We start from the raw sequence: 12909 nt of genomic DNA on the forward strand, positions 1-12909 counted from the left end.
GCTAACGAATCCTTGACCGTCCCATGGGTTTCTGATCCGCCGTCAGGGTCTGGTCTATTGGTGGAACGTGTTCTAATCTCCCGCGTCATGGCTGCTGTGAAGGCGTATGTCGCCGGGGTCGGGATGACCAGGTTCGAGAAGCCCGAGAGCCGGGACTGGCAGTACTGGGACATGGTCCGGGAGGCCGGCGGCTCCGCGCTCGCCGACGCGGGGATCACCTACGGCGAGGTGGAACAGGTTCCCGTCGGCTACTGCTTCCAGCCCTCCACCGCCGGTCAGCGCGCCGCCTATGAGCTGGGTCTCACCGGTGTCCCCGTCTACAACGTCAACAACAACTGCGCCACCGGCGCGACCGCCCTGATGCTCGCCCGCCAGCTGGTCGAGGGCGGCACGGCCGACTGCGTCCTGGCCCTCGGCTTCGAGAAGATGAAGAGGGGCGCGCTGGGGAGCGGCGCCGACGGCGGCGACTTCGCCACGTCGCCGGTCGCCCGGCACTACGGCGTCATGGCCGCCCGGCACGGCTTCGAGATGACCCCGCCCACCGCGCAGATCTTCGGCGACGCGGCCCGCGAGCACATGGAGCGGTACGGCACGACCGAGGCACAGCTCGCCGCCGTGGCCGCCAAGAACCACCGGCACTCGGCCCTCAACCCGTACGCCCAGTTCCAGGACGTGTACGAGGTCGCCGACATCCTCGCCGCGCGCACCGTCCACCGCCCGCTCACCAAACTCCAGTGCTCGCCCACCTCCGACGGCGCGGCGGCGGCCGTGGTCGTCTCCGAGCGGTTCGCCGAACGGCGCGGGCTCACCGGGCTCGTCGAGATCGTCGCGCAGGCGATGACGACCGACACCGAGGAGTCCTTCGCGTCGGGCTCGTGCATCGACGTCGTCGGACAGCCGATGTCCAAGGCGGCGGCCCGCCAGGTGTACGACCGCTCCGGCCTCGGCATCGAGGACGTCGACGTCGTGGAACTGCACGACTGCTTCTCGGTCAACGAGCTGCTGACCTACGAGGCGCTCGGCATGTGCGCCGTCGGCGAGTCGGGCAAACTCGTCGAGTCCGGCGCGACCACGTACGGCGGGCGCTGGGTGGTGAACCCCTCCGGCGGGCTCATCTCCAAGGGGCATCCGCTGGGCGCGACCGGGCTGGCCCAGACCGCCGAACTGGTGTGGCAGCTGCGCGGCGCGGCCGGTGACCGGCAGGTGCCCGGCGCCCGGGTGGGGCTCGCACACAACATCGGGCTGGGCGGGGCGGCGGTGGTGACGCTCCTGCGGCGGGTGACCTCCGGCGAGTGATCTCCGGCGAGTGGTCTCCGGCGGGTGGTCTCCGGCGGGTGATCTAGGCCGTACGACCGAGGGCCGGGTGGGACGAAAAGCCGATGCAAGGGCCGTAACGGGCTTGAGAGCATGACACCCATGTTGGAAGCCCCGGACACCCCGCTCATATCCCGCCGCACCGCGTCCCCCACCTGGCTGGTGGTGTCGCTGGCGTGTGCCGGGCAGTTCCTGGTCGTGCTCGACGTGTCCGTGGTGAACGTGGCGCTCCCGTCGATGCGCGCCGACCTGGACCTGAGCGCCTCCGGGCTGCAGTGGGTGGTGAACGCGTACGCCATCGCCTTCGCCGGGTTCATGCTGCTCGGCGGGCGGGCCGGCGACCTGTACGGCCGCAAGCGGATGTTCCTGGTCGGGCTCGGCCTGTTCACGCTGGCCTCGCTCGGCGGCGGGCTCGCCCAGGACGGCTGGCAGCTGCTGCTCGCCCGCGCCGTGCAGGGGCTGGGCGCGGCGGTCCTCGCGCCCTCGACGCTGACTTTGCTCACGGCGGCCGTGCCGGAGGGGCCGGCCCGGGCGCGGGCGATCGCCACCTGGACGGCGGTCGGCGCCGGCGGCGGCGCGGCCGGCGGGCTGGTCGGCGGCGTACTGGTGGACGTCCTGTCGTGGCGCTGGGTGCTGCTGATCAACGTGCCGGTGGGCGCGCTGGTCCTCGCCGGGTCCGTGCTGTGGCTCACGGAGAGCCGGGCCGGGGACGGACGGCGGCTCGACCTGCCCGGCGCCCTGCTGGTGACGGCGGGCCTCGGGACCCTGGCGTACGGCATCTCGCAGACCGAGGCGGCCGGCTGGACGGCGGCCCGGACCCTGCTCCCGCTCGCCGCCGGGCTCGCGCTGCTCGCTCTGTTCCTGTACGTCGAGGCGCGTACGGCGGCCCCGCTGATGCCGCTCGGACTGCTGGCCCGGCGGCCGGTGGCATCGGCCAACGCGGCCATGCTGGTGTCCGGTTCGGCGATGTTCTGCATGTGGTACTTCATGACGCTCTACGCCCAGAACGTCCTCGGCTACACCCCGCTGGAGGCCGGTCTCGCCCTGGTGCCCAGCTCGGTCGCGGTGCTCGTCGGCTCCAAGACGGCGCCCCGGTTGATGCGGCGGGCGGGGACGCGGACGGTGGCGGTGACCGGCACGCTGGTCGCGGTGTCCGGGTTCGCCTGGCAGTCGACGATGGGCCCGCACGGCGCCTATGCCACGGCCATCATGTTCCCCGGGATCCTGATGATGCTCGGCGCGGGCCTGGCCGCGACCCCGCTGGCCGCGCTGGCCACGTCCGGGGCGGCGCCGACGGAGGCCGGGCTGCTCTCGGGGCTGGTCAACACCTCGCGCACGATGGGCGGTTCGCTGGGCCTCGCGGTGATGTCGACGATCGCGGCGTCCCGGACGGACGGGAGCAGCGGGGCGGCCGCGCTGACGGAGGGGTACGCCGCCGCCTTCCGCACCAGCGCCGGGGTGCTGCTGGCCGGGGCGGTGCTGATGCTGCTGTGGCTGCCGCGCCGGAAGGCCTCCGCGAAGTAGCGCGGAAAATTCTGCCGAGGCAGGCAACGGTCCGGGCGGCTCGTGGACTCCTTTTTACATCTAGGAGGTGCCCATGGGGGAGCGGAAGGACGCTCGGAACGAGGAGTTCCAGAGCTTCATGGTCGGCCGCTGGCCGCGGCTGATGCGTACGGCATTTCTCCTCACGGGGGAGCAGCACGCCGCCGAGGACCTGGTCCAGTCGACGCTCGAACAGGTCTTCGTGGCCTGGCGGAAGGTCGGCTCGGCGGACGATCCGGAGGCGTACGTACGGCGCGTGATGATCAACGCGCACGCGCGCAGGCACAGAAGGAAACTCAAGGAGTTCCTCGCGCCGAAGGACGACTCGGGCCTGGTGCGCGAGGTGCCGGACACGGGGGACCGGATCGCCCAGGCCGACGACCGCGGCGCCCTGCTCAAGGCACTGGCCCAACTGCCGCCACGGCAGCGGGAGGCGGTGGTGCTGCGCTACTGGGAGGACCTCACGGAGACCCAGGCGGCACAGGCGATGGGCTGCTCGGCCGGCACGGTCAAGAGCAACGCGGCCAAGGGGATCGCGAAGCTCCGTGCCATACCGGGACTGGCCGACATGGTGACGCAGGGAGGGCGTAGCTGATGAGCGCGGACCGGGAGAACCACGACATGACACAGACGGAGTCGGACATCGCCCTCCTCCTCGCGGACGCCGCGGACGGGGCCGAGATCGGTATAGCCCCCGTACAGGCGGTGATGCGCGGCGGCCGGCGCCGCCGGGCCCGGCGCTGGGCGGTGGCGGCGGCCACGGCGGTGGTGCTGGCGGGGGCCACGGGAGCCACGCTGGCCCTCGCCGGGCTGCCCGGGGAGCACCGGGCGCAGGTTGCGGCACACCCGGCATCTCCCGAGGCACGGCACGTCTACGAGCCGCAGCGGACCGAGCTGTCCCGGGGGACCTACCGGGGCAAGGAGTGGAGCGCCGACGTCCAGGTGTGGGGAGCTCCGCGCAACGAGAGCGAGGCCGCCCGGCAGTTCGACCGCATGACCGAACTGGGCCTGAAGCCGGCGGATGTCCGCAAGCCCGCCGATCTGATCGGCAAGATCTCGTTCTTCGCGACCCGGGTCTGGGGTGAGGAGCATGTCCAGCCGCTCATGTTCAACACCGTCCGCACACTGGAGTCCTACGCCGGCACGGACCTGGAGTCCATCGCGACCCGGTTCTCGTCCGACCCCGCGAGCTCGGAGCGGCTGGTGATCGGCATGGTCGCCAAGACCGCCCAGGAGGTCACCTGCGACTGGAAGGACGGGCGGACCAGCGTGGCCCGCCCCGCCGTGGGCTTCTCGGCACACGACGACGGCAACGCGATCCGTACGGTCGACGGCTTCCCGACGGCGAACTGGTTCGTCTGCGTGGCCCCGCAGGGCACGGTCTACCAGTCGGCGGAGGTGACGAAGTAACCCCTTCGGCCAACTCGCCGGGAGGTCAGAGCCAGCCCTGCTGCCGGGCCTCCCGTACCGCCTCCGCGCGGTTGCGGGTGCCGGTCTTGCCGATCGCGGCGGAGAGGTAGTTGCGGACCGTCGACTCCGACAGGTGCAGCTTCGCCGCGATGTCGGCGACGGTCGCGCCGTCCACCGACGCCTTCAGCACATCGCACTCGCGGGCGGTGAGCGGGTTCGGCCCGGCGCTGAGCGCGGCGGTGGCGAGCGCCGGGTCGACCACGGTCTCCCCGGTGAGCACCCGCCGGATCGCCTGGGCCAGTTCCTCCACGGGCCCGTCCTTGACGAGGAACCCGGCCGCCCCGGCCTCCATCGCCCGGCGCAGATAGCCGGGCCGGCCGAAGGTGGTGAGGATCAGCACCCGGCAGTCCGGTGCCTGCTCGCGCAGCTCCGCCGCCGCGTCCAGGCCGCTGCGGCCCGGCAGTTCGATGTCGAGGAGCGCCACGTCGGGCCGGTGCGCCAGCGCGGCGTCCGTGATCGCGTCGCCTGTCCCGACCTGGGCGACCACCTCGATGTCCGGCTCCATCCCGAGCAGTAAGGCGAGGGCCCCGCGCATCATGCCCTGGTCCTCGGCGAGCAGCACCCTGATGGACTTGGCCGGCCGGTGGTCCCGGGGCATCTCGTTCGCAGGCTCGTACACAGCCCAAGCGTAGCCCGGGGCCCGGCAATTAAAGAGTAGCCATTGTTCCGGTCCGCAGGGGTTGACGGCTGTTGACCGTGCTCAAACAATCGCCTCTGCAATTCCCTGAATGGTCGGCGAACGGTCGGCATTTCGACAGCTGAATAGGTTCGGCATTTCGATCGAACGATGTTCGGGATACCGGACGGCAAGAACCCGCACCGCCCTACGAGGAACCAAGAAGAGGTGCACCGTGTTCTCAGTGCCTGTACGAGCCCTGCGCTCCTGTCCGCCGCGCGTCAGGAGAGCCGTCCTGTCCGCGCTCGCGGCGTTCGCGACCGTCGCCGCGCTCGTCGTCGGGGCCGGCGCCCCCGAGGCGTCCGCCGCGAGTTCGCTGCCCTGTGACGTCTACGCCGCCGCCGGCACCCCGTGCGTCGCCGCGCACAGCATGGTCCGGGCGCTGTACTCGTCGTACAGCGGCTCCCTCTACCAGGTGCAGCGCGCCTCCGACGGCGCCACGGCCAACATCGGCCTGCTGGCCACCGGCGGCTACGCCAACGCGGCCGCGCAGAACTCCTTCTGCGCCGGTACGACCTGCATCATCACCAGGATCTACGACCAGTCCAGCAAGCACAACGACCTCACCGTCGAGGGCGCGGGCGGGGCCGGTGCGGCCGATGTCGGCGCCCCGGCGGACGCGCTGCCGGTGACCGTCGGCGGGCACCAGGTCTACGGCCTGGAGATCTCGGCCGGCATGGGCTACCGCAACGACGCCACCTCGGGAGTCGCCACCAACGGCGCCGCCGAGGGGATGTACATGGTCACCTCCGGCACCCATGTGAACGGCAGCTGCTGCTTCGACTACGGCAACGCCGAGACCAACAACAAGGACACCGGCAACGGCCACATGGACGCCATCAACTTCGGCACCGAGTGCTGGTTCGCGCCCTGCTACGGCTCCGGCCCCTGGGTGCAGGCGGACCTGGAGAACGGGCTGTTCGAGTCCAACCTCGGCTACAGCACCAACTCGTCCAACACGGGCACCGGCGCGATACCGTTCGTCACCGCTTTGCTGAAGAACAACGGCCAGGACCATTTCGCACTGAAATGGGGAAACGCGCAATCCGGCGGTCTCACCACCACGTATTCCGGCAGTGAGCCCAGCACCAGCAGCGGTTACTCGCCGATGCACCAGGAGGGCGCGATCGTCCTCGGCACCGGCGGCGACAACAGCAACGGCTCCATCGGCTCGTTCTTCGAGGGCGTGATGACCTCCGGCATCCCGACCGACGCCGCCGACAACGCCGTGCAGTCCGACATCGTCTCCGTCGGCTACGGCGGCGCGACCGGCTCCACCGGCACCCTCAACTCCGCCTCGGAGATCTCCCTCCAGGCCACCACGTCCTGCTGCACCGCCGACTACGTCCGCCACCAGAACAACGCCGGCGTGCTGTCCGCCATCACCTCCAGCAGCTCCGCCCTGGACAGGAGCGACGCCACCTGGATCGTCCGCCCCGGCCTCGCCGACAGCTCCTGCGTCTCCTTCGAGTCGCGCAACTACCCCGGCGACTACCTGCGACACTACAACTTCAAGATCTACCGGCAGCCCATGGACGGCACCACCACGTACCGGCAGGACGCCACCTTCTGTCCGACGACCGGCAAGAGCGGCACGGGCACGTCCTTCGCCTCGTACAACTACCCGACGAAGTTCCTCCGCCACTACAACTACAACCTCTACATAGCGAGCGACGGCGGCTCCAACGCCTGGGACAGCGCCACCTCGTGGACCGACGACGTGAGCTGGGCCGTCAGCACCCCCTGGGCTCCGTAGCGGCCACCGAGGTCAGCAGCTCCAGCGCCTCGGTGGGGAGCTCCGCGGTGACCGTGAAGCCGCCGCGCGGCGCCGGGCCGGCCCTGAGGGAGCCGCCCGCCGCCGCGAGGCGCTCGGTCAGCCCCTTCAGGCCGGTGCCGCCGACGCCCTCCGGGCAGGGCCCGTCGTCGGCGGCACCGGTGCCGGTGCCGGTGCCGTTGTCGGCGACGGTGAGGCGGACCCGTTCGGCGTTGCCGTCGACCGTGATCTCGCAGCGGCTCGCGCCGGAGTGCCGTACGACATTGGTGACCGCCTCCCGCACCACCCAGCCCAGCAGCGCCTCGGTCTGCGGGGCGAGCGGGGCGCCCGAGCGGCCGACCACCGGTTCCACCCCGGCCGCGTCCAGCACCGAGCGGGCCCGGTCCAGTTCGGTGCCGAGGCTGCCCTCGCGGTAGCCGGTGACGGCCTCGCGGATCTCGGTGAGCGCCTGCCGGCCCACCGACTCGATGTCGGTGATCTGGGCGAGCGCCGCGTCCATGTCCCGCGGCGCCAGCCGCCGGGCCGCCTCCGACTTCACCACGATCACGGACATGGTGTGGCCGAGCAGGTCGTGCAGATCGCGGGAGAACCGCAGCCGCTCCTTCTCCACGGCCTGGTGCGCCAGCTGCTCACGGGCGGCGCGCAGTTCCCGTACGGCCTCGGAGAGCCCGAGGATCGCCGCTGTCACCATGGTCGAGATCCAGGTGGCGTACGCGATGTTCAGGCCGGTCCAGCCCTCGTGGGCGGCGGAGACCGCACCGGCGAGCACGGCGACGGCCACGCCGGCCCAGCGCAGGTGCTCGCCCCGCAGCGACGCGCCCGTCGCCAGGCCGAGGAGCGGGAAGAACAGCAGCCAGTTGCCGCCGTAGGCGCCGCCGAGTCCGCAGGTGATCGCGGCCATCGCGACCAGCGCCACCCGCGTCGAGGGCTCCTGCCGCTTCTCCTTCACGAAGGCGCGGACCGCCACGTAGATGTAGAGGGAGTTGAAGGCGAGCAGCCCCAGGCCGCCGACCCACGGATTCGGGGTCTTGCCCTGGAACAGGTTGGAGAACGCGCCCAGCCCCATCAGCAGCCAGGGCAGCAGGGAGAAGGCGGTCGGAGGCGGACCCGGCGGCTCGGGCACCGCGCCGCCGGTCCGGCGCGCCTCCTTCTGCGCGGCCCGGAAGGCCCGCATGTCCGCCCTCCACTGCTCCTGTCCCGCCCGCCACGCGCGCAGCCCGCTGCGCACTCCTCGCATCCAGTACATCTCTCGCTCCCCCGGTCAGCCGGTCCGTCCGGACCGGCGGTACGACAGCACAGCGTACGAACCGAACACCAGCAGCCAGAAGACCAGCACCGCGACCGCCCCGAACGCGGGTGCGCGGCCCTCCGCCACCGAGGTGCCGAGCTGGGCGAAGCGGTAGGTGGGCGTGTACGCCGACACCGAGCGCAGCCAGGCGGGGAACAGGGCGACCGGGAACCACAGCCCGCCGAGCACCGCGAGGCCGAGGTTGCAGGCCATGTTCGCCACGCCGGTGGTCTGCCCGGTCAGCCGGTAGCCGTTGCCGAGGCCCAGCAGGGTGAACGGCACCGAGCCCAGCCACAGCAGCACCGCGATCGCCGCCCACTGCCAGGCGGCCAGCCGTACGCCGTTGAGCAGACCGCCCGCCGCGAGCACCGCCACGATCGCCGGCAGCACCGTCACCGAACCGGTCAGGGCCCGGCCGACGACGACCTGGCGCGACGTCATCGGCGTCACCCGCAGCTGCCGCAGCCATCCGATCGCCCGGTCCTCGGCGACGCCGCCCCCGGTGTTCAGCGCGGAGCCGACCGCCCCGTACCCGGCCATCCCGACCATCGCCCCGGTCTTCCAGCTGCCGTCGTCCGCACCGAGATTGGTGAACAGCAGGTACATGAGCACGGGCATCGCGATCCCGCCTATGACGAACCCGGCGTCCCGCAGGGTACGGCGCACCTCAAGGCGCAGATAGTCCAGCATCACACGGCCTCCGTCACGGATGAGGTGAGGGGCGCCGGCTCCGGCTCGTGCGCCGTCAGCGCCAGGAACGCGTCGTCCAGCGAGGCCGGGGCCACCTCCAGGCCGCGTATCGCGCCGAGCGCGGCGAGTGCGAGCACCGTGGCGTCCGGGTCGTCGGTGCGCAGCCGGACCCGGTCGCCGCGGACCTCCAGCGAGCGCACCCCCGCCAGCCGCTCCAGGCCGTCCGTCGCACGGCCGGCGAGGTCGACGGCGACCAGGCCGCCGCCGACCGAGCGCTTGAGCTGCTCGCCGGTGCCGTCCGCGACGATCCGGCCGCGGTCGATGACGAGGATGCGGTCGGCGTACCGGTCGGCCTCCTCCAGGTGGTGCGTGGAGAACAGCACCGTGTGGCCGCGGCGCGCGAAGCTCCGCATGGACGCCCAGAACGCGTGCCGGGCCTCCACGTCCAGCGCGGCGGTCGGCTCGTCCAGCACCAGCAGCGCGGGGTTCCCGGCGAGGGCCACGGCGAACCGGACCCGCTGGGCCTGGCCGCCGGACAGCCGGTCCACGCGCCGGTCCGCCAGTTCGGCGATCCCGGCCAGGGCCAGGGCCCGCGCGACCGGCAGCGGCTCCGGATGGCGCCCGGCGACGAAGCCGACCAGCTCCCGCACCGTGACCCTGGGCACGGTCCGTGCCTCCTGGAGCATCGCGCCGACCCGGCCCGCCCGCACCGACCGCTCGGGCGGCGCCCCGAAGAGCCGGACCGTGCCCTCGTCGGGCTCGATGAGGCCGAGCAGCAGCGAGATCGTCGTCGACTTGCCCGCGCCGTTGCGGCCGAGCAGGGCGACCGTCTCGCCGGGCGTCACGGTCAGGTCGACGCCGTCCACGGCACGTACGGCACCGAAGCTCTTGACCGCTCCCGCGAAGGACACGGCGGCACTATGCGTCTGCGTCATGGGTACGACGCTACGAATCCGGCCCGCCCGTCCGGCAGATGCGCATGTACGGACTCCGGCAGGACAAATGTCCCGGGTGCCACGCGAACTGACACGCCGTCAGGAGCCTTCACAAGTCAGGGGTGCTGGGCTATACAGAGGGCGCCGGACTGGAACGCGTTCTAGACCCACCCGTGGACGACCTCGGTGCGGCCGACGGTGCGGACGGCCGTGCCGAGGTCTTGAGACACCTCAGGAGCCGTATGCCCATCGACGCAGCCAAGGCCCTCGCCGCCGAACCCCGGTCCGGGGAGATCCGCTGGGAGCGCCGGGACGTCCAGCTCTACCACCTCGGCATCGGCGCGGGCCGCCCCGCCACCGACCCCGACGAACTGCGCTACACCCTGGAGACCCGGCTGCACGTCCTGCCCAGCTTCGCCACCGTCGCGGGCGCCGGATCGCCCGGGGTGATCAGCGGACTGTCCATGCCCGGCATCGACGTCGACCTCGCCAAGGTGCTGCACGGCGGCCAGCGGCTGGAGATCCACCGCCCCATCCCGGCCGCGGGCACCGCCACCGCCACGGGCCGCATCGCCGCCGTGTACGACAAGGGCAAGGCGGCCGTCCTCGTCATGCGCACCGACGTCGCGGACGCCGAAGGACCGCTGTGGACCAACGACGCACAGATCTTCGTACGCGGGGAGGGCGGCTGGGGCGGCGACCGCGGCCCCTCGACCCGACTCGACCCACCCGCGGGCGGGCCCGACCGGACCGTCGAGCGCGCGGTCCGCGAGGACCAGGCCCTGCTCTACCGCCTCTCCGGCGACTACAACCCGCTGCACGCCGACCCCGACTTCGCCAAGCGCGCCGGCTTCGACCGGCCCATCCTGCACGGGCTGTGCACCTACGGGATCACGCTCAAGGCGGTCGTGGACACGCTGCTCGGCGGGGACGTGAGCCGGGTGCGGTCGTACGGGACGCGGTTCGCGGGCGTGGTGTACCCGGGGGAGACGCTGCGGATCCGCATGTGGCGGGGCGACGGGCAGGTCCGGGTCGCCGTCAGCGCGGTGGAGCGGGAGGACGCACCGGTCCTCGCCGACACGATCGTCGAACACCTTTGATCCAGTAAGCAGTTGAGGGGAGCCGCACCATGCGCGCAGCCGTACTGCACGAGATCGGCCAGGACAAGCTGGACGTCCTCGACGACGTCGAGGCGGTGGGATTCGGGCCCGGCAGGGTGCGCATCCGGGTACGCGCCACGGGGCTGTGCCACTCGGACCTGTCGGCGATGAACGGGGTACTGCCGCAGCCGGGGCCGTTCGTACCGGGCCACGAGGGCGCGGGCGAGGTCCTGGCGGTGGGGGAGGGCGTCACCCGGGTGAAGCCCGGCGACCGGGTGGTGGTCTGCTGGCTCCCGGCCTGCGGCGCGTGTCCCGCGTGCAGGCGCGGGCAGACCGAGCTGTGCCTGGCCGGGTTCATGAACGCCGGCACCCCCAACTTCCGGCGCCCCGGCGGGGATGTCTTCGGCTTCGCGGGCACCGGCACCTTCACCGAGGAGGTCGTGGTCGACGCCGGGTGCGCGGTGCCGATCCCGGACGACGTGCCCTTCGACATCGCCGCGCTGATCGGCTGCGGGGTCACCACCGGGCTCGGCGCCGCCCTCAACACGGCCGACGTGGAGGCCGGTTCGTCGGTCGCCGTCATCGGCTGCGGAGGCGTCGGCATCTCGGCGATCCAGGGGGCGCGGCTCAAGGGCGCGGCCGAGATCGTCGCCGTCGACCCGGTCGAGTCGCGGCGCGAGTCGGCGCTCAGGTTCGGGGCGACCCGGGCGGTCTCGCCCGACGAACTGCCCGGCGCCAAGCAGGAGGTCACCGCCGGCGAGGGCTTCGACTACGTCTTCGAGGTCGTCGGCAAGTCCGCCACCGCCCGGACCGCGTACGAGAACACCCGGCGCGGCGGCACCCTCGTGGTCGTCGGCGCGGGCGCCATGGACGACTACCTCCAGCTCAACATGTTCGAGCTGTTCTTCGACGAGAAGCGGATCCTGCCGTCCATGTACGGCGGCGGGGACGTGGTCCGCTCCTACGAGCGCACGATCGCCCTGTGGCGGGCCGGCCGGATCGACCTGGAGGGACTGATCACCCACCGGGTGCCGCTGGCCGACATCAACGAGGCGCTGGACCAGATGCGCACCGGCACCGCCCTGCGCACCTGCATAGAGATCTGAGGAGGAGCCGCCGTATGTCGATGCCGCAGAGGCCACTCGACGGGCTCAGCGCGATCGTCACCGGCGCCGGCCGCGGGCTCGGCCGGGCCGAGGCGCTCGAACTGGCCCGGCTGGGCGCGGCCGTCGTCGTCAACGACTTCGGACAGCCCGGCCGGGACGGCTCGGGGGCGGCCTCCGCGGCCCCCGCCGAGCAGGTCGCCGAGGAGATCCGCGCGGCCGGCGGCCGCGCGGTCGCCCACACCGGGGACGTCGCGGACTTCGCGCAGGCGCGAGACCTTCTCGCACTGGCGACAGCCCATTACGGAAAGCTGGACATCCTCGTCAACAACGCGGGCATCCTCCGCGACCGCATGGTCTTCTCCATGACCGAGGACGAGTGGGACTCGGTGATCAGGGTCCACCTCAAGGGCCACTTCAACACCACCCACTTCGCGGCCGCGCACTGGCGGGACCGGTCGAAGGCGGCGGGGGGCCAGAAGGTCTACGGCCGCATCGTCAACACCTCCTCCGAGGCCTTCCTCGCCGGCTCCGCGGGCCAGCCCAACTACGCGGCGGCGAAAGGCGGCATCGTCGGCCTGACCACCTCCACCGCCCTCGCCCTCGCCAAGTACGGCGTGACCGCCAACGTGATCTGCCCGCGCGCCCGCACCCGGATGACCGAGGACGTCTTCGCCGGCTTCGAGCAGCCCACCGAGGGCCTCGACCCCCTGGCCCCCGAACACGTCGCCCCGCTCGTCGGCTACCTCGCCGCACCCGCCGCCGAACGGATCAACGGACAACTGCTCGTCGTGCACGGCGGCATGGTCGCGATCGTCGAACGACCGCGAGTCCAGGCCAAGTTCGACAGCAAGCAGGACACCTTCGACCACGCCGAACTCGACGCCCTGCTCACCCCGCACTATGCGGGCCGGCCGACGGGGGAGACGTTCGCGGCGGCGGAGGTGCTGGGGCTGAAACGGCGGTGAGGTATCCGTATCCGTCGAAGAACCTCTCCCCGACCCATACGCAGATCCG

Annotated in this window: 12 protein-coding genes; 8 read left to right on the forward strand and 4 right to left on the reverse strand. The window is 72.0% G+C overall.

The genetic code is table 11. The features are described 5' to 3' along the window. Positions 1-87: 87 nt before the first annotated feature. The 4 genes from ACWGKQ_RS08030 to ACWGKQ_RS08045 all read left to right on the forward strand — a co-directional run bounded on the left by ACWGKQ_RS08030 (position 88) and on the right by ACWGKQ_RS08045 (position 4266). Positions 88-1296, forward strand: coding sequence for a lipid-transfer protein (locus ACWGKQ_RS08030; protein WP_453291031.1), 1209 nt, complete (start codon positions 88-90; stop codon positions 1294-1296). 111 nt (positions 1297-1407) lie between these two features. Continuing rightward, complete coding sequence (locus ACWGKQ_RS08035; protein WP_453291032.1) at positions 1408-2838, forward strand: MFS transporter; 1431 nt, start codon at positions 1408-1410, stop codon at positions 2836-2838. Positions 2839-2911: 73 nt separating this feature from the next. Further along, a complete protein-coding gene (locus ACWGKQ_RS08040; RefSeq protein WP_453291033.1) occupies positions 2912-3451 on the forward strand; it encodes a SigE family RNA polymerase sigma factor in 540 nt (179 codons plus the stop codon). Continuing rightward, positions 3451-4266 carry a hypothetical protein gene (locus ACWGKQ_RS08045; RefSeq protein ID WP_453291034.1) on the forward strand — a complete coding sequence of 272 codons (816 nt, stop codon included), beginning with the start codon at positions 3451-3453 and terminating at the stop codon, positions 4264-4266. Before ACWGKQ_RS08040 ends, ACWGKQ_RS08045 begins: the two co-directional genes overlap by 1 nt. Before the next feature lie 25 nt (positions 4267-4291). Here ACWGKQ_RS08045 and ACWGKQ_RS08050 read toward each other — a convergent pair whose 3' ends face one another. Beyond that, the gene (locus tag ACWGKQ_RS08050; RefSeq protein ID WP_453291199.1) at positions 4292-4924 is read right to left on the reverse strand and encodes a response regulator; all 633 of its coding nucleotides are present in this window, start codon (positions 4922-4924) and stop codon (positions 4292-4294) included. Positions 4925-5186: 262 nt separating this feature from the next. Here ACWGKQ_RS08050 and ACWGKQ_RS08055 point away from each other — a divergent pair, with 262 nt between their 5' ends. Next, positions 5187-6758, forward strand: coding sequence for an alpha-L-arabinofuranosidase B (locus ACWGKQ_RS08055; RefSeq protein WP_453291035.1), 1572 nt, complete (start codon positions 5187-5189; stop codon positions 6756-6758). On the opposite strand, the gene ACWGKQ_RS08060 is transcribed toward ACWGKQ_RS08055, so the two are convergent. Genes ACWGKQ_RS08060 through ACWGKQ_RS08070 form a run of 3 tightly spaced genes read right to left on the reverse strand, consistent with a single transcriptional unit; the run spans position 6736 to position 9689 of the window. After that, positions 6736-8022: a sensor histidine kinase gene (locus ACWGKQ_RS08060; RefSeq protein ID WP_453291036.1), complete on the reverse strand. Its 1287-nt coding sequence runs from the start codon at positions 8020-8022 to the stop codon at positions 6736-6738. The two genes, ACWGKQ_RS08055 and ACWGKQ_RS08060, sit on opposite strands and share 23 nt — an antisense overlap. Positions 8023-8037: 15 nt before the next feature. Continuing rightward, entirely contained in the window at positions 8038-8754 is a 717-nt protein-coding gene (locus ACWGKQ_RS08065) for an ABC transporter permease (protein WP_453291037.1), read from the reverse strand. Further along, positions 8754-9689: an ABC transporter ATP-binding protein gene (locus ACWGKQ_RS08070; RefSeq protein ID WP_453291038.1), complete on the reverse strand. Its 936-nt coding sequence runs from the start codon at positions 9687-9689 to the stop codon at positions 8754-8756. The genes ACWGKQ_RS08065 and ACWGKQ_RS08070 overlap by 1 nt, the downstream gene beginning before the upstream one ends. Positions 9690-9931: 242 nt before the next feature. Between ACWGKQ_RS08070 and ACWGKQ_RS08075 the strand changes: the two genes are divergently transcribed. From ACWGKQ_RS08075 to ACWGKQ_RS08085, 3 genes are read left to right on the forward strand one after another with little or no spacing between them, the layout of a single operon-like run. Beyond that, the gene (locus tag ACWGKQ_RS08075) at positions 9932-10789 is read left to right on the forward strand and encodes a MaoC/PaaZ C-terminal domain-containing protein (protein WP_453291039.1); all 858 of its coding nucleotides are present in this window, start codon (positions 9932-9934) and stop codon (positions 10787-10789) included. Between the two features lie 29 nt (positions 10790-10818). Further along, positions 10819-11895 carry a Zn-dependent alcohol dehydrogenase gene (locus ACWGKQ_RS08080; RefSeq protein ID WP_453291040.1) on the forward strand — a complete coding sequence of 359 codons (1077 nt, stop codon included), beginning with the start codon at positions 10819-10821 and terminating at the stop codon, positions 11893-11895. Positions 11896-11909: 14 nt separating this feature from the next. Then, a complete protein-coding gene (locus ACWGKQ_RS08085) occupies positions 11910-12860 on the forward strand; it encodes a 3-oxoacyl-ACP reductase (protein ID WP_453291041.1) in 951 nt (316 codons plus the stop codon). Positions 12861-12909: the final 49 nt, after the last annotated feature.

The sequence above is a fragment of the Streptomyces sp. NPDC054770 genome (assembly GCF_053611985.1).

Coding starts and splice junctions, on each gene's coding strand:
- ACWGKQ_RS08030 (WP_453291031.1), top strand. CDS start 88: ATGGCTGCTGTGAAGGCGTATGTCGCCGGGGTCGGGATGACCAGGTTC.
- ACWGKQ_RS08035 (WP_453291032.1), top strand. CDS start 1,408: ATGACACCCATGTTGGAAGCCCCGGACACCCCGCTCATATCCCGCCGC.
- ACWGKQ_RS08040 (WP_453291033.1), top strand. CDS start 2,912: ATGGGGGAGCGGAAGGACGCTCGGAACGAGGAGTTCCAGAGCTTCATG.
- ACWGKQ_RS08045 (WP_453291034.1), top strand. CDS start 3,451: ATGAGCGCGGACCGGGAGAACCACGACATGACACAGACGGAGTCGGAC.
- ACWGKQ_RS08050 (WP_453291199.1), bottom strand. CDS start 4,924: ATGCCCCGGGACCACCGGCCGGCCAAGTCCATCAGGGTGCTGCTCGCC.
- ACWGKQ_RS08060 (WP_453291036.1), bottom strand. CDS start 8,022: ATGTACTGGATGCGAGGAGTGCGCAGCGGGCTGCGCGCGTGGCGGGCG.
- ACWGKQ_RS08065 (WP_453291037.1), bottom strand. CDS start 8,754: ATGCTGGACTATCTGCGCCTTGAGGTGCGCCGTACCCTGCGGGACGCC.
- ACWGKQ_RS08070 (WP_453291038.1), bottom strand. CDS start 9,689: ATGACGCAGACGCATAGTGCCGCCGTGTCCTTCGCGGGAGCGGTCAAG.
- ACWGKQ_RS08075 (WP_453291039.1), top strand. CDS start 9,932: ATGCCCATCGACGCAGCCAAGGCCCTCGCCGCCGAACCCCGGTCCGGG.
- ACWGKQ_RS08080 (WP_453291040.1), top strand. CDS start 10,819: ATGCGCGCAGCCGTACTGCACGAGATCGGCCAGGACAAGCTGGACGTC.
- ACWGKQ_RS08085 (WP_453291041.1), top strand. CDS start 11,910: ATGTCGATGCCGCAGAGGCCACTCGACGGGCTCAGCGCGATCGTCACC.